The organism is Mitsuaria chitosanitabida ATCC BAA-476 = NBRC 102408 (assembly GCF_001598255.1).
In the GTDB taxonomy this organism is placed as follows: domain Bacteria; phylum Pseudomonadota; class Gammaproteobacteria; order Burkholderiales; family Burkholderiaceae_C; genus Roseateles; species Roseateles chitosanitabidus.
Map to the genome: position 1 here is coordinate 224,965 of NZ_BCYP01000001.1, position 23,989 is coordinate 248,953.

Consider the following 23,989-nt stretch of genomic DNA (forward strand, 5'->3'; position numbering starts at 1 on the left):
CTCCGGATCAGGGCAGGGGAGGCAGTGGGGACGTGCCGCCGAAGAAGGCCGCAATGGCGGACGGGTTCGACGGGAAGTAATGGTGGATGTAGGAGGCGCGGAGCGAGCCCTCGGCGTAGAGGGCCTCGGCCGCGCGTCCCGCATTGGGATTGGTGGCGGTCGCGATGGCGACCAGCGGGGTCGACATCGTCGAGTAGTGGAAGGTGTGGCCGCGGAGCTCGCCTTCGGGCCAGACGATGCACTGCAGGCCGAGCGCGGCCAGACGCTTCTGCATCGTCGATCGGCCGGAGATCAGCGCGCCCATCGGGTAGCTGCGGCCGTCGGCGTCGGAGAGGCTCTCCAGCAGCGCGAGCATGCCACCGCATTCGGCGAGCAAGGGCTTGCCGGCTTCAAGGTGCGCACGCAACGAGGCGAAGAAGCTCGGGTGGGCGGCGAGCGCCTCGGCATGCAGCTCGGGATAACCGCCGGGCAGCCACAGCGCATCGCAGGCAGGCAGCGGGTCGCCGGCGATCGGGCTGAAGGTCGTCACCTCGGCGCCCAGGCTGCTCAGCAGGTCGAGGTTGGCCGGATAGATGAAGGAGAAACACGCATCCCTCGCCACCGCGATCCGCCTCTGCTTCAGCGTGGGGGCACGGGTTGCCTCCGTGGACGTTCCTGGTGCCGTTGCCGTGGCCTCCGCCGCGTCCCGGCCTCCACCGAGCACCAGCCGGCCGTCCGGTGCCCCCTTTTCTCCATGTCCCCCCTTGGATTGCCGTCCGGCAATCCAATTCCTTCCTTGACTTCCGAAAAGGGGGCACCGGACGCCCGTCTGCCCATCACCGCGCCCATCTCCGGATCCTTCATCGCGCACTTCGCTGTGCCTGTCACCGCGCACTTCGCCGGCCTCCCAAGCGTCCGCCCAGGCATCGAGCTGCGCGTCCAGGTGCGGGAGCTCGAGTGCTTGCACCAGGCCCAGGTGCCGTTCCGGAAGTGAAAGCTCAGGATCACGCTTGAGCGCCGCGATCAACGGGAGATCGTCGGGCAGTCCTTCGGCCACCATGCGGGCGTGGACGTCGCTGCCGATGCGATTGGCGACGACGCCCACGACCTCGATGTCCTCGCGGTATCGGGCCATGCCCGTCGCCAGCGCCGCGAAGGTCTGCGCCATCGCGGACGCGTCCAGCACCACGATCACCGGCAAGCCGAACGCCGCCGCCAGGTCGGCACTGCTGGGCTTGCCGTCGAAGAGGCCCATCACGCCCTCGACGAGGATCAGGTCGGCGTCCCGCGCGGCCTCGGCGAGCAAGGCCCGGCAGTGCGCGAGACCGCCCATGAACAGGTCGAGCTGATAGACGGTGTGGCCGCTCGCGCGCTCCAGCACCATCGGATCCAGATAGTCCGGCCCCGTCTTGAACACGCGGACTTTCAGGCCGCGCCGGCGCGCGGAGCGCGCCATCGCCGCGGTGACGCTGGTCTTGCCCTGGCCCGAGGCCGGTGCGCTGATCAGGAAGGCAGGGCAGGTCGAGCTCATGCGTTCAAGGCCACCCACCGGCCCTGCACGTGCAGGATCAGCAGGCGGTGGCCGAAGACGCGCTGCAGCGCGTCGTGGGTGGCGGGGTCGTGCGGGGCGCCTTCGTGGACGATGCGGCCCGCATCCATCACGACAAGGACATCGGCCTGCATCGCGACGTTGAGTTCATGCAGCACGCTCACGACGGCGGCGCCTCGCGCGACGCGCTCGCGGACGAGGCGTGCCCAGTCGCTCTGGTGCGGCGGGTCGAGGTGAGCCAGCGGCTCATCCATCAGCAAGGCGCCGGATTGAACCGCGAGCGCGCGGGCCAGCAGCACCCGCTGCCGCTCGCCGCCCGACAGGCTGCCCAGCGACCGCTCGCGCCAGTCCCAGCTCTGCGTCTGCCGCATGGCGTCGGCGACCGCGGCGTGATCGGCCTGGCTGGCCGGTGCGAGCCAGGCCTGATGCGGCAGCCGGCCCAGCATCACGACGTCGAAGGCGGTGAGGTCCTCGGCGGCGCTCTCGTTCTGGCCCAGCCAGGCGACGCGCCGGGCGCGCTCCTTCGCTGGCCATGCGGTCCAGGACCGACCGTCCAGGGTGAGCGTGCCGTCGAAGGGCAGCAGGCCCGTCATCGCGCGCAGCAGCGTGGACTTGCCGGCGCCGTTCGGGCCGACGATCGCGGTCCAGGCGGCCGGCGCGGGCGCCAGCGTCAACGGATGCAGCACGGGACGGCCACCGAGCGACAGGGCGCGCAGATCGATCCGCAGCGCGGGCGCGATCGGGAGCCGCGTGGCGGCGTCGGCCATGTCGCAGGCGCCGGCGGCGTGGCCAGCACCGGCACCGGGGATGAGACCGCGCTGCGCGTGGTCGTCGAGCGGGGCGCGGGAGGCGTCGAAGGACAGGCTCATCGCGCGCCTCCCAGCGGCGACTTGCGCCGATGCATCAACCACAGCAGGTAGCTGCCGCCGAGCAGCGCGGTGATGATGCCCACCGGCAGCTCCTGCGGCGCGATGACCCAGCGCGCGACGATGTCGGCGGCGAGCAGCAGCGCGCCGCCGGTCAGGGCCGACAGCAGCAGCAGGGCGCCATGCGTCGTCGGTCCCCAGCTGCGCACCAGATGCGGCGCGACCAGGCCGACGAAGGCGATCAGCCCGCATTGCGCGACCGCGGCGCCCGTGGCCAGCGACAGCGCGGCGATCAGCAGCAGGCGGATCAGCACCAGGCGCTGACCCAGCGACCGCGCGGTGTCCTCGCCCAGGGTGAGCGCGTCCAGCGCGCGGCTGCAGGCCAGCGCGACCAGCAGGCAGAGGGCCAGCGCGCCCACCATGACCTGCACGGCGCTCCAGCCGATGAAGCCGGTGCTGCCGAGCATGAAGGCCTGCATCGCGCGCAGGATGTCGGGGTTCATCAGCGTCAGCAGGGCCGAGCCCGAGCCCAGCACCACGCCGACGACCACGCCGGCCAGCAGCAGGCGCAGGCTCTGCGCGACGCCGCGCGCCAGCAGCAGGGTGAGCAGCACGGCACCGACGGCGCCGGCGAAGGCCGCGCCGGTCATGCCGATGCGCAAGGCCAGCGCCGCCGCCGCGGGCGACACGCCGATCACGAACAGCAAGGCGGCCACGCCCAGCGAGGCGCCGGCCGAGCAGCCCAGCAGATAGGGGTCGGCCAGCGGGTTGCGGAACAGGCCCTGCGCGATCGCGCCCGCGAGCGCGAGCAGCGCGCCGGCCAGCCAGGCGCCGACGGAACGCGGCGCGCGGATGTCCCACAGGATCATGCGCATCGTGTCGTCCGCATGGGTCCAGGGGCTCCAGCCCATGCTGCCGATGGCCAGGCCCAGCCCGACCAGCGCCACGCCCAGCACCAGCAGCGCGACGAGCTGCGCCGCGGTGCGGGGACGCATCGCGCGCGGGGGGATCGCGTCGCCGCGCAGCGGCGATTCCATCGAGGCGCTCATCAGCGCATGCCGCCGGGCGGCGCGGTGAAGGGGACGGTCGGCGGCGCGACCGGACCGGCCGCGGCCTCGCGCAGGCAGCGCGCCATCAGCGCGGCGGCTTCGGACATGCGCGGTCCGGGACGCACGAGCACGTCGGATTCGGCGGGGATCCAGACGCAGATGCGCTGGTTCCTGACCGCGCGGATACCTTGCCAGCCGGGGCGCTGCGTCAGGCCCGGCGCGTTGCGCTGCCCGACCATGATCACCTGCGGGTCGGCGCGGACGATGAATTCGGGGTTGAGCTTGGGGAAGGGGCCCAGCTCGGCGGGGATGATGTTCCTCGCGCCCAGGCGCGTGAGGATCTCGCCCATGAAGGACACGGTGCCCGCGCCATAGGGGCCGGCGTCGACCTCGTAATAGACGCTCAGGCCGCGCGCGGCCGGCGGCAGGGTCGCGGCGCTCTGGGCGATGTGACCGTCGATGCGGTTCCACAGGCGGCGCGCGTCGTCCTCGCGGCCCAGCACCTGGCCGACCTTGCCCAGCACCCGCTGCACGTCGGTCATGCTCTTGGGTTCCAGCGCGACGACCTTCAGGCCCAGGCCCTCGAGCCGGTCGATCACGCGCGCGGACACGCCCAGCAGCACCACGTCCGGCTTGAGCGCGACCAGGGTCTCGATGCTGGTGTCGTCCAGACCGCCCAGCTTGGGCAGGGCCTGCACGCGGGCGGGGAAGTTGGAGAAGCGGTCCACGCCCACGACCTTGGCGCAGTCGCCCAGCTCGCAGACGGTCTCCGTCAGCGAGGGCAGCAGGCTCACGATGCGCCTGGGCGTGTCGGGCAGGGTGACCGTGTGGCCGCGGTCGTCCTTGATCGCGATCGGCGCGGCCGTGGCGACCGAGGCCGCACCGGCCAGCAGCGCCGACACCGCCAGGATCCGCATCGCGCGGCGCGCGGTCGTCGAGGTCCTGCGGGCGCGCGTCGACGCCGAGGCGGGCGTGGGCACCGGGTGGGTGGCGGTCGAAGTCATTCGTCGTTCTCCTCGGATTCCGTGGCCGGATCGTCGGGCAGGAATCGCTTGTCGCGAGCGGGCGCGTCGCTCGTGTCCATCGGGTCCACCGGTCGCGTCCAGGGCTGGCCCGCCACCATCAGGGTGAGCTCGGCGCATTGCCGCGCGACCAGCTGGTTGAGCCGGCCCAGCTCGTCCACATAGGCCCGCACCTCGCGGCCCATCGGCATCACGCCCCAGCCGACCTCGTTGGACACGAAGACGACGGGCGAGCTCAGCTGGGGAAGCAGGCGTTGCAGGCTCGCGCACTCGGCGCGCCAGTCGTCCAGCCGCGGCGCGCCGTGCATGGGCATCAGCCAGTTGGTCAGCCACAGGGTCAGGCAGTCCACCACCAGCAGGCGCTCCGGCGCCGCGTGCGCGCGCAGGGCGTCGCACAGCGCCAGCGGCGCCTCGACGGTGTCGAAGCCCGCCGGGCGCTCGGCGCGATGACGCGCGATGCGGGCGCGCATCTCGTCGTCATGCGCCTCGGCCGTGGCGATCACCGCCACCCGCTGTCCCGGCCGCGCCGCCCAGCGCAGCGCCAGGCGTTCCGCGTGGCGGGACTTGCCGCTGCGCTGGCCTCCGACGATGAGCTGGTGGGCGGGCATGGGATCTCCAGGGGAGCAGGGGGCGGGCGGGGGACGAAAGCCGCGACCTTACAGCGTCGGCGAGTAACGCAGCGTGACGAACACGGTGCGGCCCGCCTGCTGGTAGAAGTTGGCCGTCTGGATCTTGCGGTCGAACGCGTTGTCCAGGTTCAGCTGCACACGCCAATCCTTGGCCACGGCCACTTGCGCGTCCAGGTTCAGCAGGCCGTAGCCGGTCAGGCGCGTGGTGTTGGCGGCGTTGTCCCAGCGTGCGCTGGAGCCCACGACGTTCGCGCCCAGCGTCCAGTCCTTCACCACCGTCTCGGCGCGCAGCGTGCCGAAGCGCTTGGCGCGGCGCGGCAGCAGCTTGCCGGTGGTGCTGTCGGTCGGGTCGATGAACTCGGCCGTGCCGCTCAGGCGCACCGGGCCCCACTGGGCGCCGCCCTTCAGGCTGGTGCCCTTGAGCAGCGCGCGGGACACGTTGCCGTAGCAGCCGAAGGTCGAGTTGCAGGTCCCCGCCGCGCCGAAGACGATCAGGTCGGTGACGCGGTTGTGGAAGGTGGTGACCTCGAGGTCGTAGCCGCCGTCCGCCCAGCCCAGGCCGGCTTCCTGGTTGTGCGCGCGCTCGGGACGCAGCGGCGCGACGCCAGGCTTGCTCAGGTCGGGACCGTAGACGCTGCCGCGCTGGTACAGCGTCGGCGCGCGGAAGGCGTTGCCGGCCGAGGCCGTCACCCGCCAGCCGCCACCCAGCTTGTAGCCGGCCGAGAGGCTGCCCGTGTCGATGCCGCCGAACTCGCTGTCCTTGTCGTGGCGGCCGTGCGCCTGCAGGCTGAAGGCGCCCAGGGTCGCGAGGTAGCTCAGGCCCAGCGCGTTCTCGCTGCGCTTGGCCGCGCCACCGCTCACCAGGCTGGTGTTTTCCAGCCGATCCTCGCGGCGCTCCAGCACGGCGTTGACCTGCTGGTGGGCGTCGATCTTGTAGAAGGCCTGCGCCGAGGCCGCGCGGATGCGGGTCTTGGTCAGGTAGGGCGAGCTCGGCTTGGTCTCGTAGTTCTCTTCCGACTGGCTCAGCGACAGCTGCGTCGACAGCGCCGCGTTCCAGGTGGAGTTCAAGCCCAGGCGCGCGGCCAGGGTGTCGGTGATGGCGCGATCGTCGGCGTTCTTGCCGGCGTCGTAGCCGCTGTCGCCGCGGCTCTTCAGGCCCAGGAACTCCAGGCGCTGACCCTCGGCCAGCTGGCCGCCCAGACGCAGGCTGCCGGCGTAGTTGCGCCAGCCGTCCTTGTCGTCGTTGTAGGAGCTGCTCTTGGTGTTGGTGAAGGCGTTGAAGCCGGTGCCGCGGTCCATCGCCAGCGAGGCGGCGTAGTCGAAGACGGCCGTGCCGCCGCTGATGGCGGCGTCGGCCTTGACCTGGCCGTAGCTGCCGGCGCCCAGGCCCAGGTCCAGCTGCGGACGGCCGGCGCCCTTGCGGGTGAAGATCTGCACCACGCCGCCGATGGCGTCGGAGCCGTACAGCGCGCTGGCCGGGCCCTTGAGCACTTCGATGCGCTCGATCTGCGAGACCGGCAGGTTCTGCCAGCTGGCGCCGCCGCTGGACTGGCCGTCGATGCGCACACCGTCGATCAGCACGACGGTGTGGCGGGTCTCGGCGCCGCGGATGTAGACGGAGGTGCTGGCACCGGGGCCGCCGTTGCGGGTCATCTGCAGGCCGGCGACGTTGCGGAGCAGGTCGGCGATGGAGCCGAAGCCCTGGCGCTCGATGGCCTCGCGGTTGATGACGGTCAGGTCGCCGATCGCGTCGGCGAGCCGCATCGGGCTGCGTGTCGCGGTGACGGTGACGTCGTCCAGGCGGTGGTTGGTGGCGGAGGAACTGGCGGACTGGGCCAGGGCCGAGGTGCAGGCGAGCGAGGCCAGCGCCATCGGGGTGAGGGCGAGCAGCGTGCGGGCGCGAAGGCCGGCGCGCGAGGCGGACGGAGTCATGAGAAGAGAGCCAACGACGATCCGGATGGCCTGTTTCCCGCGGGCCGTCCGTGACACGGCGCCCGGGCGTGCGTCCAGTGGCGTCCGCGCCCGCCGGTGAGGCGAGGTCGCGGGGGAGGTCCTGGATCGCGCCATGGGCGCCACCTGTTGGCCGGTCTCCGGGCTGATGGCGCGCCGTCTGCGTCCTTCCCAGCGCGGAGCGCCAGTGGACATGGGGACAGACAGTGCCGGTCGGCGCGGATCCGGCAACGCCGACGCCACCGCGAGGCGGGCGAAGTCGTCAAAGGATCGGGAGCGCGCGGCCGGCGGCCACTTACCGTTGCGGGGACAGCTCAGGTTGGCTGCGCATCGTCGATGCGGCGACTCCCTGATTCCCGTTTAACTGCGCAGGACGCAATGCCTGCGCGAGCACCAACGGCGCGCATTCTAGCGGCGCGGGCCCATCGTGACGTTCGCCCCGCCGGTGCCGACGGCCTCGGTGCTGGGCACCGGCGGCCGGGGCTTGGGCACCTTCGGGGCCTTGGGGGGCTTCGGCGGTTTGGCGGGCTTGGGCTTGGACGGCTTGGGATCCTTGGGCTTGCGCTTCTTCGGATCGGCGGGCCGGGCGGGTTGCGCGTCCTGCGCCTTGCCGATCCGGCCATCGATGCCGGCGGCGCCGGACCGGGGCCGGGCGGCTTCCTGGCGTTCGCGCTCCTTGCGCAGCGCGTCGGTGGCGCGCGATTCGTCCGCCACCCGCTGGCGGGCCGCCGCGGCCTCGGCCGGGCTGACGCTGTCGCGCCTGAGTTCGGTGGGTTGGCTCTTCTCGCCCTCGGGGCAGGGCGTGGCTCGCAGATCCGCGCCGTTGGGGCCGCAGCGGTGATAGACCTGCGGCGGCGGGGGCTCGGCCCTGACGCGCGTCGGCGTCGTGGGCGATCCGGCACTTGTCGGCGCCGCGGCCGACGGGGCGCCCGCCGGGATCGGCGCCGGCGATTGCCCCGCCTGAGACCGCCCTTGCGCGCTTGCCGCGCCGAGCATGAGGACCAGAACAGCTGTCGTCAGGATCGGGGCGGGGCGCAGGGGCATGTCAGTCTCCGGAGGAGGCGGAAGGGGGAGAAGGGGGTGTCGGCGAGGGCGCGGCGACCGCATCGTCCGCGGGCGCGTTCGCGGCCTTGCTGTCGACCGTGGCGGGCTTGGGTGCCTTGTCGCGCGGCGGGCGTTCGCCGGCGGGCGGCAGGTTCGCCGGACGGGGCGGCTTGGGGCGCGGTGGCTTCGCATGCACCAGCGCCACGGCCTTGGCCATGTCGCCCGAGGCGAAGAACTTGAAGGCCTCGAGCGACTTGCCGATGCTGTCCTCGACCGCCTGGCGCTCGGCCAGCGGCGGCTTGCGCAGCACGTACCCGGCGACCTCGCCCTTGTGGCCCGGATGGCCGATGCCCAGCCGCAGCCGCCAGAAGTCGCCGCTGCCCAGTTGGGCCTGCATGTCCTTGAGCCCGTTGTGGCCGGCATTGCCGCCACCCTGCTTGAGCTTGAGCTCGCCCGGGGCAATCTCCAGCTCGTCGTGGATGGCGAGGATCTCCTCGGGCGCGATCTTGAAGAAGCGCGCCAGCGCCGCCACCGACTTGCCGGAGAGATTCATGTAGGTCATCGGCTGCAGCAGCCAGATGGGACCCGAGGTGCCGGGCGCGTCGTTCACGCGGGCCACGAGGCCGTGGTACTTCACGTCCAGCTGAGGGGTGACCTTGAGGCCGCGCGCCAGCGCGTCGATCCACCAGAACCCGGCATTGTGGCGGGTGTCCTCGTATTCAGGGCCGGGATTGCCCAGGCCGACAAAGAGACGAATCATGGGGCGGGATTATCTGTGCAGCCCCGAAAAGCAGAAGGCCCCGCAAGCGGGGCCTTCGTCGGGGCGATGGACACGGGCCTCGTCAGGTCCGCGCCCGTCTCGCGAAAGAAGAAATTACTTCTTCTTCTTCTTCTTGTCGTCGGCGGCCGGAGCGGCTGCCACGATGATCTCTTCCACGACCGCGGCGACCGGGGTCGCGATGACCGGGTTCGGCTTGCCGTGCGTGACGACCTTGATGTGGTCAGCCAGCTTGAGGTCGTTCACGTGGACCGAGTGACCCAGGGTGACGCCGCTCAGGTCGACTTCGATGAACTCGGGCAGCTGCTGGGCCAGGCAGGTGATTTCCAGCTGGGTCAGCACGTGGTTGATCGTGCCCTTGTCGGTCTTGACGGCCGGCGATTCGGCTTCGCCCACGAAGTGCAGGGGGACCTTCTTCGTGATCTTCGTCGTCGCGTCGACGCGCTGGAAGTCCACGTGCAGCACTTGCTGCTTGTAGGGGTGCATCTGGAAGTCGCGCAGCAGGACCTGCGTGACCTTGCCGTCCACTTCCATGTCGAGGATGGAGCTGTGGAAAGCTTCCTTCTTCATGGCGTGGTACAGGGCGTTGTGGTCCAGCTCGATGACGGCCGGCTCACCAGCGCCGTAAACGATGCCAGGAACCTTGCCGGCGAAACGCAGGCGGCGGCTCGCTCCGGTCCCCTGCAGCTTGCGCTCAAAAGCGACGAATTTCATATCAGACTCCAAAGTTGCCGGTACGCCACCGTGACGCACCGGATGAAGGCCCCGCGACCAGGCACCTTCGCGAAAAAGCCGCTGTCCTCGCGGACAACGGCCTGAACTCATTGCGCGATCAGAAGTTGTTGTTCTGCTCGCTGAACAGCGACGTCACCGACTCGCCATCCGAAATGCGGCGGATGGTCTCGGCGAACAGGAACGCGACCGACAGCTGACGGATCTTGCCGCAGGCCTTGGCGGCCTCGGAAAGCGGGATCGTGTTGCTGATGACCACCTCGTCCAGCTGCGAGCTCGAGATGCGCTCGATGGCCGGGCCGGACAGGATCGGGTGCGTGCAGTACGCGAAGACGCTCTTGGCGCCGCGGTCCTTCAGGACCTCGGCCGCCTTCACCAGCGTGCCGGCGGTGTCGATCATGTCGTCCATGATCACGCAGTTGCGGCCGTCGATCTCGCCGATCACGTGCATCACTTCGGAGACGTTGGCGGCGGGGCGGCGCTTGTCGATGATCGCCAGGTCGCAACCCAGCTGCTTGGCCAGCGCGCGGGCGCGGACCACGCCGCCGACGTCGGGGCTGACCACCACCAGGTCGCTGTAGTTGCGGGCCTTCAGGTCCGACAGCAGCACCGGCGAGGCGTAGATGTTGTCGACCGGGATGTCGAAGAAGCCCTGGATCTGGTCGGCGTGCAGGTCCATCGTCAGGACGCGCTCGACGCCGACGGTTTCCAGCAGGTTGGCGACGACCTTGGCCGAGATCGGGACGCGCGTCGAGCGCGGGCGGCGATCCTGGCGGGCATAACCGAAGTAGGGGATCACGGCGGTGATGCGGCGCGCGCTGGCGCGCTTCATCGCATCGACCATGATCAGCAGTTCCATCAGGTTCTCGTTCGTCGGCGCGCAGGTGGGCTGGACGATGAAGACATCGCGGGCGCGGACGTTCTGCTGGATCTCGACGGCGACTTCGCCATCGGAAAAGCGACCGACCACGGCCTTGCCGAGCTCGAGGCCCAGGTGCGTGGCGATTTCTTTGGAGAGGGACGGGTTAGCGTTACCCGTGAAGAGCACGGTATTGAGCAGCACAGCGGGCCATCCTTAGATTTCTGGCCCGGTGGCCAACCCAGCGGGTCCCGGATTGAGAACTGAGAATTTGGCAGGGGAGGAAGGACTCGAACCCTCGCATGTCGGAATCAAAATCCGATGCCTTAACCAACTTGGCGACTCCCCTACACAGGACACCGTGCGAAGCACGACACCCTACAACCTTCAGTCTTCTGCCCAACCGCGAAGCGGGTGAACCGTCAGACTGCGACACATCCTTCCGACCCAACCATCCGGGAGTTCTTGGAACTCACCTTCCGGTGTCGCCTTGAGATTGCTCTCAGGGCCGGTGACCGTGTCTGTTTTCTGCGCTGCGTTTAGCGAGGGCCGAACTATACCAAAAACCGCACTGCCTGAACCCGTCATTCGAGAATTTTCGTAGCGGGTTTGCAACCATTCAAGCGCTGTCGATACTTCGCGACTCGCGGCTTCCGCAGGTGCTTGCAGATCATTTCTGCCCCACCCGTCGTACAGCTGCTGCACGAGTATTTCTTGCGTTTGGCGGTCGCTGGACATACTGCCCTTGCGTTCGCCCAAGCTTCCGGTTTCGTTGCTCGGAGAATCTGTTTCCAGACTGTCTTCGCTGCGTCTGCCGTTCGCTGCAGGAAAGCCCGCTACTATAGCCACGCTTTCTGACCTCTGCAAGAGGGGGCTCGAAAAAATTTCCTTGGTGCCGATGCTGACGGCCGGTTTGACCACCGCCAGGCGCAGCTCGGGCACCTCGATCGGGGTCAGGATCTCCCCGATGCCTTCGACGAAGGCGTTGCGTCCGCCCACGAAGAAGGGCACGTCCGCGCCCAGCTTCAGCGCGATCGGCAGCAGCCGCTCGCGAGACCAGTTCAGCCCCCACAGCCGGTTCAGCGCCAGCAGCGTGCTGGCCGCGTCCGACGAGCCGCCCCCCATGCCCGCCCCGCTGGGCAGGCGCTTCTCGATGTGCAGGTCCACGCCGAAGGCGGTGCCGCTGGCCTGCTGCAGCGCGCGTGCGGCGCGCAGGCACAGGTCGTCCGGAGGCAGTGCGTCGCCACGGTCGTGGCGGTGCAGGGCGCCGTCCTCGCGGCGCTCGAAGTGCAGCGTGTCCGCCCAGTCGATGAGGATGAACAGCGACTGCAGCAGGTGATAGCCATCCGGACGCTTGCCCACCACGTGCAGGAACAGGTTGAGCTTGGCCGGCGCGGGCACGTCGTACAGCGCCTTGAGCGGCCCGGGATTGGAAGAGGAGGTCATGGACGTCGACATGGCGCGCAGTATGCGGCCCGATGGGCGAGTGATATTCCGGCGCCGATTGTGCGATTAACGGGCCAGTCGCGAATACCTGGTGAAAACTGCCCGGATTTTCTTCGCAATACCCCAGCGCGACGCAAGGGAATTACTGGGCGGCGGCGGGCGCGTCGAGTTTCAACCGCAGCGTGGCCAGCGGTTGCGCGCCATTCGGATTGAGGCGCTGGGCCGAAATCAGCTGATCGTCGAAGCGCTGCAGGTCGACCTGCCAGCCGAGTTGCTCGAAGCCCTTGTCGCTCGAGGCCCGATGGGGCGCCTGCGGCCAGGGGCGGCCGCGCAGCCAGTCGAACAGCGCCCGTACCGGCAGGGCCTCGCCGAGCAGGTCCTGCGTCAGCGCGTCGATGTCGTCGTACTCGCGCTCGCCGTCGGGCGTGCGGACCGAGGCGCCGCCCGGCTTCCACGAGACGCGCGCGACCAGGCTGCCCATCGGGGTGCTCATCTCGAGCTGACCGCGCCTGGGGTCGCCCAGCAGCTCGAAGTTGGCGGTGACGTTCTGGGCGCGCGGCTGGCCGCCGGGGCCGGCTGGGACGATCAGCCCGAACTTGCCGGTCAGGCGCGGCGCGTCCGCGAGCGCGGCGGCCTCGTCGGCGCTGACCTTGGGGACCGAGCTGCAGCCCGCCAGCGCGAACAGCGACGCGCCCGCCACCAGCGCGAGCGCGCCGTTGAATCCGCGGCGCCGCATCAGGGGCGGACCTGCAGGCGCTGCATCGTGGCGGCCAGCGCCTCGTTGCGCGGGTCGCGCTTGGCGGCGTCGGCGAAGACGCGGCGCGCTTCGTCCTTCTGGCCCGCGGCCCACAGCACCTCGCCCAGGTGGGCGGCGATCTCCGCGTCGGGGCGGGAGCCGTAGGCCTGGCGCAGCAGACGTTCGGCCTCGCCCAGTCGGCCCAGGCGGAACTCCACCCAGCCCATGCTGTCGACGATGAAGGGCTCGCCCGGGGCGAAGCTCAGCGCCTTGGAGATCAGGTCGCGCGCCTCGTCCAGGCGCTGGTTGCGATCCGCCAGCGAGTAGCCCAGTGCGTTGTACGCGTGGTAATGCTGGGGCTTGAGCTGGATGACCTTCTGCAGCAGCGTCTCCATCTCGTCGGCGCGGCCGAGCTTCTCGGCCATCATCGACTGCTCGTAGATCAGGTCGGCGTCCTCGGGGCTCTTGGCGCTCGCCTGCGCCAGCACGTCGTAGGCGGCCTGCCACTGGCGGTTGTCGCGCAGCAGCTGGGACTCGGCCAGCACCTGGGCGCGGCGATCCTGGTCGCGTTCGGCGGGCATCTCGCGCAGCAGCTTCAGACCCTGGTCGAGCTTGCCCTGGCGCGCCAGCAGCGAGGCGCGGCGATAGGTGATGTCGAGGTTGCCGGGCGCCGCGTCGATCTTGCTCAGGCGTGCCTCCGCGGTCTTGAGGTCGCCGCGCATCTCGGCCGCCTGCGCCAGCAGCAGCTGGCCTTGCTGGCGCAGCTCGCGCTCCTGGATCAGGCCGCCGATGGCGTCGGAGGCGCGCTCGGCCAGCGTGGTGGGCGGACCGGGGGGCTTGCCCACCAGCGTCATGTAGCGCTGCAGCGCCTGCTCGGCGGCCTCGGGGTGTTGCAGGTCCAGTTCCAGCGAGCCCAGCGCCAGCCAATGGCCGGCGACGTCGGGCGCTTCCTGGGTCAGGATGCGGAACTCCCGTGCGGCGTCGGCGGGGCGTTGTGCCCGGGCCAGCGCGCGGCCGTAGCCGATGCGCAGCGACTGCTTGTCGGGATGGGCCTGCAGCTCGGCGGTGATCAGGGCTTCGGCCTCGGGGCGGTGGGGCAGCAACTCCAGCGCCATGCCCAGGGGCTCGTCACGGTCCGGGAAATCCTTGGCGGCCGCGCGGGTGTGGACCAGCGCGGTCTCGTAGTTGCCGGCCAGCTGCGCGAAGCGCGCCGCCACCATCAGCGCGGCGAAGCGGGTCTCGGGCTTGGCGGCGGCCTCGCGCAGCAGGGGCTCGAAGGCCTCCTGCACGCGGGCGGGCTCGGGATTGCGCTGGAACAGGCCGGGCAGTCCGGCCAGCAGGCCCGCGCGGTCGGCGGCCGGCGTGATCGCCATCAGCGAGCGCAGCGCCGGCGGCACCTCGGCGGGGCGGTTCAGCAGGGCCAGCAGCTGGATCAGCGTGCGATGGGCCTCGAGCGATTCGGGCACCGCGTCGCGCCAGGCGCGGGCGGCGATGACGGCCTGGTCACCGGCGCGCGCCTGCAGCGCGATCTGCACGACGCGGCGGAAGAGCTCCTCGTCGCCGGTGCGGCGCGCGGCGTCCAGCATCACCTGGTAGGCGACGCCGGGCTGGCCGCCCTGGAGTTCGAGCTCGCCCACCAGCAGTTGATAGAACAGCGGCGCGTCGATGTCGGAATTGACGATGGGCGCGGAGGCCGCGGCCTCGGGCGCCGAAGCGGCGTCGCTGGCCGGTGCCGCCGGGTCTGCGGGCGTGGCCGAGGCGGCGGGCGCGGCCGGCTCGGGCGCGGATTGGGCATGGGCGGCGCAGCTCAGGGCGAGGGCGACGGAGAGCCACCAGCGGTGGCGCGCGAGGGCGGACATGACGTGACTCCTGAACTGGGCGTGAGGGCGGGCCCGGTCGGAACCAGGGCAAGCCGCGGACCATTCTAGGGAAGCAATCGGCGCCTCGCCGGGAGCCCGGCGGCACCCCCCTCGAGGAGGGTGCCCACGGGCGCGGCGGAGGCCCCTCGGCCCCCCGGGAAGTGGGTGACCTCTATGATCTTGGGATGCCCGAGTTGCCGGAAGTTGAAGTTACACGACGGAGTTTTGCCCTCGCCATCGAAGGGGCGCGCGTGCTGGCCGTGCGGCTGGGCAAGCCGCTGCGATGGCCGCTGGGCGTGAGTCCGGAATCGCTGGTCGGCCGGCGCGTCGGCGCGGCGCAGCGGCGGGGCAAGTACCTGTGGCTGCCGCTGGAGGCCCGCCCCGCCGTGGTGTCGGCGCAGGCGACCCCTGCCGCGGATGCGGACGTCGCGGCGCTCGCCGACGACGCCGGCGGGCTGCTGCTGCACCTGGGCATGTCGGGCTCGCTGGCCTTTCGCGAGCTGCCGCCCGTGGCCGGCCCGCACGATCATTTCGACCTGGTCACGGACCGCGGCGTCCTGCGGCTGACCGATCCGCGGCGCTTCGGCGCGGTGCTGTGGTCGCCCGGCCTGGAGGCCGACCCGGCCGCCAAGCTGCTGTCCCGCATCGGGCTGGAGCCCTTCGACATCGAATTCCACGGCGACCATCTGCATGAGCGCTTCCGCGGCCGGCGCGTGCCGGTCAAGCAGGCGATCCTGGCGGGCGACGTGGTGGTCGGTGCCGGCAACATCTACGCCTGCGAGGCGCTGTTCATGTCGGGCATCGACCCGCGGCTGGCGGCGGGCAAGATCAGCCGGCCGCGCGCGGCCAGGCTCGCCGGCGCGCTGCGCCAGGTGCTGGGCGAGGCCCTGGAGGCGGGCGGCACCACGCTGCGCGACTTCAAGGACGCGCACGGGGTCGCGGGGAGCTTCCAGATGCAGGCCCGGGTCTACGGCCGCGAGGGCGAGGCGTGCCGCCACTGCGGCACGCCGATCCGGCGCATCGTCCAGGGCCAGCGCTCCACCTTCTTCTGCCCGAGCTGCCAGAAGCGCTGATCGCGCCGCCCGTCGAGCACCCGCCGCCACACGCTGATCCCGCCTTCCACAGTCCCGATCCCATGCCTCGATCCGCGCCAGCGGCCCCCGCCGCGAGCCCCGCTTCCATGCCCACGACGCCGCTGACCGACCACGACCTCGACACCCGCGTGAACGACCTGCGCGACGACTTCGCGCCACGGCTGCTCGCCTGGCAGCGTCGCGAGGGCCGTCACGACCTGCCGTGGCAGAACACGCGCGATCCGTACCGGGTCTGGCTGTCGGAAATCATGCTGCAGCAGACGCAGGTGACGACGGTGCTGGGCTACTACCGCCGCTTCCTGGAACGCTTCCCCGACGTGGCCGCGCTGGCGGCCGCGCCCAACGACGAGGTGATGGCCGCGTGGGCGGGGCTGGGTTACTACAGCCGGGCGCGCAACCTGCACAAATGCGCGCAGGCCGTGGTCGAGCGCCACGGCGGCGCCTTCCCGCCGAGCGCCGCGGCGCTGGCCGAGCTGCCCGGCATCGGCCGCTCGACCGCGGCGGCGATCGCGTCCTTCTGCTTCGGCGAGCGGGTCGCGATCCTGGATGGCAACGTCAAGCGCGTGCTGGGGCGGTTGCTGGCGTTCGACGGCGACCTCGCCTCGGCGGCGCAGGAGAAGCGCTTGTGGCGACTGGCCGAGGCGCTGCTGCCCGTGTCCGCCGACGACATGCCCGCCTACACGCAGGGGATGATGGATCTGGGCGCGAGCCACTGCGCGACGCGCTCGCCGCAATGCCTGCTGTGTCCGGTGTCCGAGTTGTGCGCGGGTCTGGCCGAGGGCGAGCCCGCGCGCTATCCGATCAAGACGAAGAAGCTCAAGCGCGGCAGCCGGGAGAACTGGTGGCTGTGGATCGAGCATGAGGGCCGCGTGTGGCTGCAGCAGCGGCCCGCCGAGGGCGTCTGGGGCGGGCTGTGGACGCTGCCCTTGTTCGACGACGAATCGGCCTTGACGGCGCAAAGCGCGGCGCTGGGCGTCGCGGCCCCGGAGACGCTGCCACGCGTCAAGCACGTACTCACGCATTTCGACTGGCTGCTGCATCCGCGCCGCGCGCTGCTGCCGCGCGAGGCCCGGCCGGCGGGCGAGGGCGTGTGGGTGGCGCGGGAGCGGCTCGGCGACTACGCGCTGCCGGCGCCACTGCGCAAGCTGTTGGACTAACGCTCGCCCATGCGCGGCGGGTCGGGATCGTTCACGTTGCCACACTCCGGCAGGACGGCGCGGACGAGCAGCTCGCTCGCCTGGTCCAGGTGGCCCTTGGCGAGCTCGAGCTGCGTCGGGACCACGTCGAGCCGGCCCGCCTCGATGGCGCGCCGGACCTTGGACAGCCAGTTCTGCGCGCCATCGGCGTTCATGCGCGCGTAGCCGATCTCCCAATCGGCCAGGTGCCGCCGGGGCGAGGTCTCCCGGAGCGCCGCATGAAGCCGGTCCAGTTCCAGCTGCAGGACGTGCAGCGCCTCGAAATGGCCGGCGACGTGATGCAGCGCCGGCGGCAGGGCGTCCAAGCGCCGGGCCAGCTCCGTGAGATTCGCGCAGGTCGCCAATGGAGAGTCGTCCAATCGGCAGGCCTCGGACAACAGCAGCCGGACGCGCCGCCGCAGCGCTTCGTCGGCGCCGCGCCAACGCGCGGCGGTGGCGTGGAGCAGGCCGGCCCGCTCGCGGACCAGGGTCTTGAAGGCTCGAAGCCGGGCCGGGTCCGGCGCGAACGCTCCCTGGGGGTGAGAGGCCGGCAGGGCCGGGGCGGTGGCGTCCTGCGACGCGTGGGTCAGGGGCTCGGCCTTGCGGGGAACAGACATGGCGGGACTTCGGATGGTGGCGGGAAAGCGGGTCGCCACGACCTGTCGTCGGCATCCCCGCCCTCGCTCAGTCACCTCGACGCCAGGATGAGGGCCTCGGCGGAGTCCCATGTGCGGGTGGGCCTGGGGGAAATGGCTAGTCCATTTGAGGGCCGAGGCCATCGAATTCGTTATGGCCGTTCGCGGGGCGCGCTATGCTCGCGCGATCGCCGCACAGCGGCCCGCCACGACCATCAGGGACATCATGTCGAACGCCGTCACGCCGGGGGCCGCCGCCCCTCTGAAGAGCGCTCTGGAATCCGCCTTCATCGCGCTGCTCGCCAGCGGGGTCTGTCTCTGGTTCCTGATCAGCGATTCGCAGGCCGGCGAGGTGGATGCGGCGCGGGCGACCATGTTCGGACTGGGCCTGTTCGCCGCCCTGTGCGCGCACTGGGTCTACATGGGGCTGGCGCTCAAGCGCGCGGGCCGCGGAGGCGCCCCGTGGATGGCGTGGATGGTGGGCGTGGTGGTCCTGCTGCCGTTCGCGTCGGTGGTGCTGGGCATCCTGCTGTTCAACCAGGCGCAGGACATGGACAACCAGGCCGCGGCGCAGACGCAGCTCTGAACGCCACCTTCACGCCCGCCGGGCCCGAGCGCGGGCCGGCATGAGGCACCGACCGGGCGCGGGACGCGACCCGGCCGCGCCGTTCAGCGCGCGTCCAGTTCCCGGTGCCGCTTGAGCACCTGACCGTGGAAGGCGAATTGCTTGGCCAGGGTCTCCACCAGATAGACCGAGCGGTGCTGGCCCCCGGTGCAGCCGATCGCCACCGTGAGGTAGCTGCGCTGGTCCTGCGCGAAGTTCGGCAGCCACTGCGCGATGAAGGCGCCGATCTGGCTGAGCATCAAGCGCACCTCGGGCTGGACCTCGAGATAGGCCGCCACGGGTTCGTCGCGGCCGGTCAGCGGACGCAGCTCGCGGTCGTAGTACGGATTGGGCAGCACGCGGACGTCGAAGACGAAGTCCGCATCGCTGGGCACGCCGTGCTTGAAGGCGAAGGACTCGAACACCAGCGTCAGCGAGGAGCCGCTCGCGCGCACCAGGTCGCGCACCCAGGCGCGCAGCTGGGCCGGGCGCAGCTGGCTGCTGTCGATGACGGTGGACTCCATGCGCAGTGGCGTGAGCAGCTCGCGCTCCAGCGCGATGGCTTCCTGCAGCGCGCGATGGGTGTCGCCGTCGTCGTTGCCAACGCGCAGCGGGTGCGGGCGACGCGTCTCGGAGAAGCGGCGCAGCAGGGTGTCGTTGTCGGCGTCCAGGAAGATCGCCCGGATCGAGATGCCGCTGTGGCGCATCTCCTTGATGTGCAGCAGCAGCTGAGGCAGCGAGCCCGCGCTGCGCACGTCGACCGCGATGGCGACGCGGCGCCAGCCGCGCTGACGCTCGAGCTCGAGGAACTGCGGGAGCAGCTCGGGCGGCAGGTTGTCGACGCAGTAGAAGCCGGCGTCCTCGAGCGCGTGCATCGCGATGGACTTGCCGCCGCCGGACATGCCGGTGACCAGGACGACATCCCCGTTGCGCAGCGAGCCGGCGGGCTGGGCACCGGGCGCGAGCTGGGCGCCGAGTCGGGCCTGGGCGTCGGCCTCGGACGAGGGGGACGAAGGGGGCTGATCGGCGCCGGAGGACAGGGTCGGATCGGGCGCGTTCACGGCTTCACTTTCTTCGAGGAGGAGGGCGGGGCGAGGGTCGAGGGCGCGTCACCGGACGCGGCCTTGGCGGACAGCTCCAGCATCTCCTGCGCATGGGCGAGGGAGGTGGAGGACAGGCGTTCGCCGCCGAGCATGCGGGCGATCTCGGCGGTGCGGGCCTCGCCGGAAATCGGGCGCACGTCGGAATTGGTCTTGCCGTCCTTGAGCGCCTTGGCGACGAGGAAGTGGTGATCCGCGCAGGCGGCGACCTGCGGCAGGTGGGTGACGGCGAGCACCTGGGCGCGCCGGCCCAGCTGCTTCATCAGGCGGCCGACGGTCTCGGCGACGGCGCCACCGACGCCCGCGTCGATCTCGTCGAAGATCAGCGTGCCGGCTCCGGCGTTCTTCTGGCTGGTCGTGACCGCGATGGCCAGCGCGATGCGCGAGAGTTCGCCGCCGGAGGCGACCTTGCCCAGCGGACGCGGCGTGCTGCCGGCGTGGCCGGCAACCAGGAACTCCGCCGATTCCAGACCGAAGCTCTGGGGCTCGTCCTGCGGGAGCAGCGCGACCTCGAAGCGGCCGCCGGACATGCCCAGCTGCTGCATGGCCTGCGAGACCGCGTTCGACAGGGCCGGCGCGGCCTTCGCGCGAGCCGTGCTGACGGTCCTGGCTTCCTTCTGGAAGGCCTTGAGCGCGGTGGCCTGCTTCGCTTGCAGGCCCTCGAGGTCGGCGGCGGCGTCGAGCTGCGCGAGCTCCGCCTTCCATTCGGCGAGCAGCGCGGGCAGCTCGGCCGGCTGGCGACGGTAGCGGCGCGACAGCGTGACCCAGGCGGACAGCCGGTCGTCGAGCTGCTGCAGCCGATCGGGATCCAGATCGGCGGCGTTCAGGTAGGAGCTCAGGCTGTGGGCGGCGTCCTGCAGCTGGGCCTGCGCGCCGAGCAGCGCGTTGACGGTGTCCTGCAGGCCGGCGTCGTAGCCCAGCACGTCCTGGAGCGCGGACAGCGCCTCGTCGGTGAGCGATTCCGCGTTGATCTCGGCCTCGGCGACGCGTTCGAGGGCGCCGCGGGCGGCGTCCATCAGCGATTGCGCATGCGACAGGCGCTGGTGCTCGGCGTTGAGCTCGTCCCACTCGTCGGCGCCGGGGGCGAGGCGGTCGACCTCGCCGATCTGCCAGCTCAGGCGTTCGTGCTCGCGGGCGAGGTCGGACTGCTTGGCGCGGGCGGCGCTGAGCGTCTCGGTGGCTTGTCGCCAATCGGAGAAGGCGGCGGCCAGGGGTTTGGTGTCGATCAGCGCGAAGCCGTCGAGCAGCTCGCGCACGCTGGCGGGGCGGGTCAGGCCTTGCCAGGCGTGCTGGCCGTGGATGTCGAGCAGGTGTTCGGCGAGCTCGCGCAGCTGGGCGACGGTGGCGGTGCCGCCGTTGATCCAGGCGCGGCTCTTCCCCTGGGCGTCGATGACGCGGCGCAGCAGCAACGTGTCGGCGGCGCCGTCGCTGGAGGCTTCGAAGCCCGCTTCCTCCAGCCAGGGGGCGAGGGCGGCGGGGCGGTCGAACTCGGCGGCGATCTCGGCGCGGGGCGCGCCTTCGCGGACGACGGCGGCGTCGCCGCGGGAGCCGAGGGCGAGCTGCAGGGCGTCGATCAGGATGGACTTGCCGGCGCCGGTTTCACCGGTGAGGGCGGAGAAGCCGGCGGCGAAGTCGAGCTCCAGGGCCGGGACGATGACGAAGTCCTTGAGCGCGAGGCGGCGCAGCATCAGCTGTTTCCTTCGTTCCAGCGCAGCTTGCGGCGCAGGGTCGCGTAGTAGCTCCAGCCGCGGGGGTGGAGGAAGGGGGCGCGGTGCTGGGAGCGGCGCACGGTGATGCAGTCGCCGTGCAGCAGCGAGGCCAGGGCCTGCATGTCGAAGTTCACGCTGGCGTCGCGGCCGGCGACGATGGTGAGGCGGACCTCGCCGTTGTCGGGCAGGACGATGGGGCGGTTGGACAGCGCGTGGGACGCGATCGGGAGCAGCACCCAGCCGGCGATGCCGGGGTGGAGGATGGGGCCGCCGGCGGAGAGCGCGTAGGCGGTGGAGCCGGTCGGGGTGCCGACGATGACGCCGTCGGCGCGCATGTTGGCGACGAACTCGTCGCCGACGTCGACGCGCAGCTCGACCATGGCGGCGGTGGCGCCGCGGGAGACGACGACGTCGTTGAGGGCGACGCCGGCGAAGATCTGTTCGCCGTCACGGATGACGGAGCCCTCGAGCAGGGAGCGGTGTTCGATCTCGTAGTCGCCGGCGAGGATGGAGGCGAGGGCTTCCTTGTACTCGTCGGTGGAGATGTCGGTGATGAAGCCCAGGCGGCCCTGGTTGATGCCCACGAGCGGGAGGCCGTAGCGGGCGACCTGGCGGCCGAAGCCCAGCATGGTGCCGTCGCCGCCGACGACGATGGCGAGGTCGCACTGGGTGCCGAGCTCGGCGTGGGTCAGGGCGGGGAGGGAGGTGATGCCGGTGCTGTCGGCGGTTTCCTGTTCCAGGGAAACATCCAATCCCTGGGAGGCGACGAATTCGGCAATCTCCTCCAGGATGGGGCGGATGCCCCGGGCCTGGGGTTTTCCGACGATCGCCACGTGTTGGAAGCGCTTGGACATAGCGCGGAATTACACCACAGCGATGTGACTGGACGGGGTCGTCGGGAGGGTGTGCCGGGAGAGGAAACCGGCGGGTTCACTAGAATGAAAAGCATGCTCGACGACCGCGCGAAATTACTGCTGAAGGCTCTGGTGGAGAGGTACATCGCGGATGGCCAGCCGGTGGGGTCGCGCACGCTGTCGCGGGCGTCGGGTCTGGAGCTGAGCCCGGCGACGATCCGCAACGTGATGGCGGACCTGGAGGAGCTGGGTCTGATCGCGAGCCCGCACACGAGCGCGGGCCGCATCCCGACCCCCTTGGGCTACCGCCTGTTCGTGGACACCTTGCTGACGGCCAAGCCGGGGCTGCCGCGGGAAGCGGCGTTCGAGAGCCAACTGCTGCCGGACCAGCCGCAACGGGTGATCACCAGCGCGGCGCAGATGCTGTCCAGCCTGTCGAACTTCGTGGGGGTGGTGACGTCGCCGCGCAAGACGGCGGTGTTCCACCACATCGAGTTCCTGCGGCTGGGTGACCGGCGGGTGCTGGTGATCATGGTGTCGCCGGACGGGGACGTGCAGAACCGGCTGGTGTTCACGGCGCAGGACCTGACGCAGTCCGACCTGACGGAGGCCAGCAACCGGCTGAACGCGCACTACACGGGGCTGTCGCTGGACGTGGTGCGGGACCGGCTGAGGAGCGAGGTGGATCAGCTGCGCGGGGAGATCGCCAAGCTGATGAGCGCGGCGGTGGACGTCGGCCAGCAGGGCATCCAGGAGCACGAGCCGGTGATCATTTCCGGGGAGCGCAACCTGCTGACGGTGCAGGACTTCAGCCACGACATGGGGAGCCTGCGGCGGATGTTCGATCTCTTCGAGCAGAAGACGCAGTTGATGCGGCTGCTGGATGTGTCGTCGCGCGCGGAAGGCGTGCGAATCTACATAGGCGGGGAGAGCCAGGTGGTTCCGGTGGAGGAGCTGTCGGTGGTCTCGGCGCCGTACGAGGTCGATGGCGAGGTGGTGGGAACGCTGGGCGTGATCGGCCCGACGCGGATGGCCTATGACCGGATGATCGAGATCGTGGACATCACGTCGCGGATGGTCTCGAGCGCGTTGTCGCAGAAGTAGAATCCGCCGCTCCGGTGCAAGGCCGGAGCCGCGGATCCGCCAGGATCCGCATACTCGTATTACCCCCGGGGGCCGTTAGCTCAGTTGGTTAGAGCAGAGGACTCATAATCCTTTGGTCATTGGTTCAAGTCCAATACGGCCTACCAGCATTATTGATTTCAGGTGAACTGGCTCGGCTGGTTTCTCGGGTTCTTACGGGACCAAAATTACGCGACGGTGAAAATCGAGATAAGTCTTTCGAGAGTCGAGGGAAATGCGCGATCTTGTGTTCTTCGATAATCCGAATGCGGCTATGTCGTGGTCTGTGAGCGTTGACGAGTAAATGATTTCGCCTTCATCCGCGAATGAGATGAGACCCTTGTCGAACAGGTGATCGATGCTTGGAGTCAGCAGAAGCCCATTAAGCGGATCCAAGCGCTCAAAGCCAGTAGTGCAAGCTCGCCACGGCATGATGTGACTCGCCCGCAGCAGCAATGGATTCCGAACCCCCGTGACGATGCACTCTGATTGCTGAGCAATCAAGCTCTCACGAAATTGGCCTTGACCACGCCTAGCCAAGATCAAGGCAGAGCGCTGTGTCTCTGAGAGCGAAACATCCTTTTGAATGTTCTCGCTCTCTTTATCTTCTAGTTCCTGAATCAGCGAAGCCGTATCGCACGCGCTGACTACCTTTCCGACAGTCCCGCTGGTCCATTGCAAGACGAGATTGAAGAGCTGTACGCTAATCTCGGAAAGATAGGCGCCCTGATTACCGTCTCCGGTCTTATCACTGAGCGGCGAATACTTCGATGGAAGCGCTTGCCTCAGCTGATCAAGATAATTCTTCGGCTTCGCCTCGACTGCGACGGGAGTCCATTCAACGGGCAGCAGCCAGCCCGTGTCCGACCAGTATGAGCCGGTGGTCTTGAATGTCTCTGGCTTCGGCGCAGTGATCGCCGGCTCGGTGACTACCCCAATCGCTCGAATTCGCCCATCTGCATACGAAACGACGGAGTCGCCAACGTGTGCACGGCGCATGTTGTTGTAGAACTGGTTGACCGCGCCTTTGGCATTCGTCTTCGGACTCCAGAGATATCCGCCTTCGAACTCTTGGCGGAACGTCTGCTTGTGGTTCACCCACCAGCATCTTGGCGTGTTGCTTGACATGTTTTTGCTCCCTACCGCACCAAATGTAGCGGCGGGTTGCTGTCTTCAAGCTAGGCCATTGCACAGGTTG

General features: G+C 70.0%; 21 protein-coding genes, 2 tRNA genes, 1 pseudogene and 1 riboswitch. Of the genes and pseudogenes, 5 read left to right on the forward strand and 19 right to left on the reverse strand.

Annotation, left to right across the window (positions count from 1 at the left end):
• Positions 1–7 precede the first annotated feature (7 nt).
• The 14 genes and pseudogenes from MCHT01_RS01025 to MCHT01_RS01090 form a co-directional block, all read right to left on the reverse strand.
• The gene (locus tag MCHT01_RS01025) at positions 8–1,510 is read right to left on the reverse strand and encodes a cobyrinic acid a,c-diamide synthase CobB (protein ID WP_067061109.1); all 1,503 of its coding nucleotides are present in this window, start codon (positions 1,508–1,510) and stop codon (positions 8–10) included.
• Positions 1,507–2,295 (reverse strand): ABC transporter ATP-binding protein, encoded by a 789-nt coding sequence (locus MCHT01_RS01030; RefSeq protein ID WP_084451543.1) that lies wholly within the window; start codon positions 2,293–2,295, stop codon positions 1,507–1,509. Before MCHT01_RS01030 ends, MCHT01_RS01025 begins: the two co-directional genes overlap by 4 nt.
• A 98-nt stretch (positions 2,296–2,393) precedes the next feature.
• Complete coding sequence (locus MCHT01_RS01035; RefSeq protein WP_067061320.1) at positions 2,394–3,389, reverse strand: FecCD family ABC transporter permease; 996 nt, start codon at positions 3,387–3,389, stop codon at positions 2,394–2,396.
• Between the two features lie 53 nt (positions 3,390–3,442).
• On the reverse strand, positions 3,443–4,360 hold the full coding sequence (locus tag MCHT01_RS01040) for an ABC transporter substrate-binding protein (RefSeq protein WP_067061323.1): 918 nt from the start codon (positions 4,358–4,360) through the stop codon (positions 3,443–3,445).
• A gap of 83 nt (positions 4,361–4,443) precedes the next feature.
• Positions 4,444–5,073: a bifunctional adenosylcobinamide kinase/adenosylcobinamide-phosphate guanylyltransferase gene (cobU, locus tag MCHT01_RS01045; RefSeq protein WP_084451498.1), complete on the reverse strand. Its 630-nt coding sequence runs from the start codon at positions 5,071–5,073 to the stop codon at positions 4,444–4,446.
• A gap of 48 nt (positions 5,074–5,121) precedes the next feature.
• Complete coding sequence (locus MCHT01_RS01050) at positions 5,122–7,026, reverse strand: TonB-dependent receptor domain-containing protein (RefSeq protein ID WP_067061112.1); 1,905 nt, start codon at positions 7,024–7,026, stop codon at positions 5,122–5,124.
• A 132-nt stretch (positions 7,027–7,158) separates the two neighbouring features.
• Positions 7,159–7,457, reverse strand: a riboswitch (cobalamin riboswitch).
• Positions 7,453–8,088 (reverse strand): hypothetical protein, encoded by a 636-nt coding sequence (locus MCHT01_RS01055; RefSeq protein WP_067061115.1) that lies wholly within the window; start codon positions 8,086–8,088, stop codon positions 7,453–7,455. Its footprint overlaps the riboswitch before it by 5 nt.
• A 154-nt stretch (positions 8,089–8,242) precedes the next feature.
• Positions 8,243–8,848, reverse strand: a pseudogene (pth, locus tag MCHT01_RS01060) (aminoacyl-tRNA hydrolase); the annotation flags it as partial.
• A 114-nt stretch (positions 8,849–8,962) separates the two neighbouring features.
• A complete protein-coding gene (locus MCHT01_RS01065; RefSeq protein ID WP_067061120.1) occupies positions 8,963–9,580 on the reverse strand; it encodes a 50S ribosomal protein L25/general stress protein Ctc in 618 nt (205 codons plus the stop codon).
• A gap of 118 nt (positions 9,581–9,698) precedes the next feature.
• Positions 9,699–10,661: a ribose-phosphate pyrophosphokinase gene (locus MCHT01_RS01070; RefSeq protein WP_067061122.1), complete on the reverse strand. Its 963-nt coding sequence runs from the start codon at positions 10,659–10,661 to the stop codon at positions 9,699–9,701.
• 68 nt (positions 10,662–10,729) lie between these two features.
• Positions 10,730–10,806: transfer RNA gene (locus MCHT01_RS01075), tRNA-Gln, on the reverse strand.
• 38 nt (positions 10,807–10,844) lie between these two features.
• On the reverse strand, positions 10,845–11,915 hold the full coding sequence (ispE, locus tag MCHT01_RS01080) for a 4-(cytidine 5'-diphospho)-2-C-methyl-D-erythritol kinase (protein WP_084451500.1): 1,071 nt from the start codon (positions 11,913–11,915) through the stop codon (positions 10,845–10,847).
• A 130-nt stretch (positions 11,916–12,045) separates the two neighbouring features.
• The gene (locus MCHT01_RS01085; RefSeq protein ID WP_067061125.1) at positions 12,046–12,639 is read right to left on the reverse strand and encodes an outer membrane lipoprotein LolB; all 594 of its coding nucleotides are present in this window, start codon (positions 12,637–12,639) and stop codon (positions 12,046–12,048) included.
• Positions 12,639–14,498, reverse strand: a complete 1,860-nt coding sequence (locus tag MCHT01_RS01090; RefSeq protein ID WP_067061128.1) for a tetratricopeptide repeat protein — start codon at positions 14,496–14,498, stop codon at positions 12,639–12,641. The genes MCHT01_RS01085 and MCHT01_RS01090 overlap by 1 nt, the downstream gene beginning before the upstream one ends.
• Positions 14,499–14,683: 185 nt before the next feature.
• Here MCHT01_RS01090 and mutM point away from each other — a divergent pair, with 185 nt between their 5' ends.
• Both mutM and mutY read left to right on the forward strand, forming a co-directional pair.
• Positions 14,684–15,571 (forward strand): bifunctional DNA-formamidopyrimidine glycosylase/DNA-(apurinic or apyrimidinic site) lyase, encoded by an 888-nt coding sequence (gene mutM / locus MCHT01_RS01095; protein ID WP_067061131.1) that lies wholly within the window; start codon positions 14,684–14,686, stop codon positions 15,569–15,571.
• 107 nt (positions 15,572–15,678) lie between these two features.
• Positions 15,679–16,749 carry an A/G-specific adenine glycosylase gene (gene mutY, locus MCHT01_RS01100; RefSeq protein WP_084451502.1) on the forward strand — a complete coding sequence of 357 codons (1,071 nt, stop codon included), beginning with the start codon at positions 15,679–15,681 and terminating at the stop codon, positions 16,747–16,749.
• On the opposite strand, the gene MCHT01_RS01105 is transcribed toward mutY, so the two are convergent.
• Positions 16,746–17,384 carry a hypothetical protein gene (locus tag MCHT01_RS01105; RefSeq protein WP_067061133.1) on the reverse strand — a complete coding sequence of 213 codons (639 nt, stop codon included), beginning with the start codon at positions 17,382–17,384 and terminating at the stop codon, positions 16,746–16,748. The two genes, mutY and MCHT01_RS01105, sit on opposite strands and share 4 nt — an antisense overlap.
• A gap of 244 nt (positions 17,385–17,628) precedes the next feature.
• Here MCHT01_RS01105 and MCHT01_RS01110 point away from each other — a divergent pair, with 244 nt between their 5' ends.
• Positions 17,629–17,988 carry a hypothetical protein gene (locus tag MCHT01_RS01110; protein ID WP_148661328.1) on the forward strand — a complete coding sequence of 120 codons (360 nt, stop codon included), beginning with the start codon at positions 17,629–17,631 and terminating at the stop codon, positions 17,986–17,988.
• 83 nt (positions 17,989–18,071) lie between these two features.
• On the opposite strand, the gene rapZ is transcribed toward MCHT01_RS01110, so the two are convergent.
• The 3 genes from rapZ to MCHT01_RS01125 all read right to left on the reverse strand — a co-directional run bounded on the left by rapZ (position 18,072) and on the right by MCHT01_RS01125 (position 21,669).
• The gene (rapZ, locus tag MCHT01_RS01115) at positions 18,072–18,941 is read right to left on the reverse strand and encodes an RNase adapter RapZ (RefSeq protein ID WP_148661333.1); all 870 of its coding nucleotides are present in this window, start codon (positions 18,939–18,941) and stop codon (positions 18,072–18,074) included.
• Between the two features lie 122 nt (positions 18,942–19,063).
• A complete protein-coding gene (gene recN / locus MCHT01_RS01120) occupies positions 19,064–20,794 on the reverse strand; it encodes a DNA repair protein RecN (protein WP_174549024.1) in 1,731 nt (576 codons plus the stop codon).
• Entirely contained in the window at positions 20,794–21,669 is an 876-nt protein-coding gene (locus tag MCHT01_RS01125) for an NAD kinase (protein WP_067061142.1), read from the reverse strand. The genes recN and MCHT01_RS01125 overlap by 1 nt, the downstream gene beginning before the upstream one ends.
• Before the next feature lie 93 nt (positions 21,670–21,762).
• Between MCHT01_RS01125 and hrcA the strand changes: the two genes are divergently transcribed.
• Positions 21,763–22,773 carry a heat-inducible transcriptional repressor HrcA gene (gene hrcA, locus MCHT01_RS01130; protein ID WP_067061144.1) on the forward strand — a complete coding sequence of 337 codons (1,011 nt, stop codon included), beginning with the start codon at positions 21,763–21,765 and terminating at the stop codon, positions 22,771–22,773.
• A gap of 69 nt (positions 22,774–22,842) precedes the next feature.
• Positions 22,843–22,919, forward strand: a tRNA-Ile gene (locus MCHT01_RS01135).
• Positions 22,920–22,965: 46 nt separating this feature from the next.
• Here MCHT01_RS01135 and MCHT01_RS25350 read toward each other — a convergent pair.
• Positions 22,966–23,889, reverse strand: a complete 924-nt coding sequence (locus MCHT01_RS25350; RefSeq protein WP_169806074.1) for an HNH endonuclease — start codon at positions 23,887–23,889, stop codon at positions 22,966–22,968.
• Positions 23,890–23,989: the final 100 nt, after the last annotated feature.

What these genes read in the sequence shown, in the direction of transcription:
- MCHT01_RS01030 (WP_084451543.1), bottom strand. Translation starts at nt 2,295, where the DNA reads ATGGCCGACGCCGCCACGCGGCTCCCGATCGCGCCCGCGCTGCGGATC.
- MCHT01_RS01035 (WP_067061320.1), bottom strand. Translation starts at nt 3,389, where the DNA reads ATGCGTCCCCGCACCGCGGCGCAGCTCGTCGCGCTGCTGGTGCTGGGC.
- cobU (WP_084451498.1), bottom strand. Translation starts at nt 5,073, where the DNA reads ATGCCCGCCCACCAGCTCATCGTCGGAGGCCAGCGCAGCGGCAAGTCC.
- MCHT01_RS01105 (WP_067061133.1), bottom strand. Translation starts at nt 17,384, where the DNA reads ATGTCTGTTCCCCGCAAGGCCGAGCCCCTGACCCACGCGTCGCAGGAC.
- MCHT01_RS01025 (WP_067061109.1), bottom strand. Translation starts at nt 1,510, where the DNA reads ATGAGCTCGACCTGCCCTGCCTTCCTGATCAGCGCACCGGCCTCGGGC.
- MCHT01_RS01125 (WP_067061142.1), bottom strand. Translation starts at nt 21,669, where the DNA reads ATGTCCAAGCGCTTCCAACACGTGGCGATCGTCGGAAAACCCCAGGCC.
- hrcA (WP_067061144.1), top strand. Translation starts at nt 21,763, where the DNA reads ATGCTCGACGACCGCGCGAAATTACTGCTGAAGGCTCTGGTGGAGAGG.
- MCHT01_RS01110 (WP_148661328.1), top strand. Translation starts at nt 17,629, where the DNA reads ATGTCGAACGCCGTCACGCCGGGGGCCGCCGCCCCTCTGAAGAGCGCT.
- MCHT01_RS01085 (WP_067061125.1), bottom strand. Translation starts at nt 12,639, where the DNA reads ATGCGGCGCCGCGGATTCAACGGCGCGCTCGCGCTGGTGGCGGGCGCG.
- MCHT01_RS01055 (WP_067061115.1), bottom strand. Translation starts at nt 8,088, where the DNA reads ATGCCCCTGCGCCCCGCCCCGATCCTGACGACAGCTGTTCTGGTCCTC.
- MCHT01_RS01050 (WP_067061112.1), bottom strand. Translation starts at nt 7,026, where the DNA reads ATGACTCCGTCCGCCTCGCGCGCCGGCCTTCGCGCCCGCACGCTGCTC.
- MCHT01_RS01090 (WP_067061128.1), bottom strand. Translation starts at nt 14,498, where the DNA reads ATGTCCGCCCTCGCGCGCCACCGCTGGTGGCTCTCCGTCGCCCTCGCC.
- MCHT01_RS01040 (WP_067061323.1), bottom strand. Translation starts at nt 4,360, where the DNA reads ATGCGGATCCTGGCGGTGTCGGCGCTGCTGGCCGGTGCGGCCTCGGTC.
- recN (WP_174549024.1), bottom strand. Translation starts at nt 20,794, where the DNA reads ATGCTGCGCCGCCTCGCGCTCAAGGACTTCGTCATCGTCCCGGCCCTG.
- mutY (WP_084451502.1), top strand. Translation starts at nt 15,679, where the DNA reads ATGCCCACGACGCCGCTGACCGACCACGACCTCGACACCCGCGTGAAC.
- ispE (WP_084451500.1), bottom strand. Translation starts at nt 11,915, where the DNA reads ATGTCGACGTCCATGACCTCCTCTTCCAATCCCGGGCCGCTCAAGGCG.
- MCHT01_RS01065 (WP_067061120.1), bottom strand. Translation starts at nt 9,580, where the DNA reads ATGAAATTCGTCGCTTTTGAGCGCAAGCTGCAGGGGACCGGAGCGAGC.
- mutM (WP_067061131.1), top strand. Translation starts at nt 14,684, where the DNA reads ATGCCCGAGTTGCCGGAAGTTGAAGTTACACGACGGAGTTTTGCCCTC.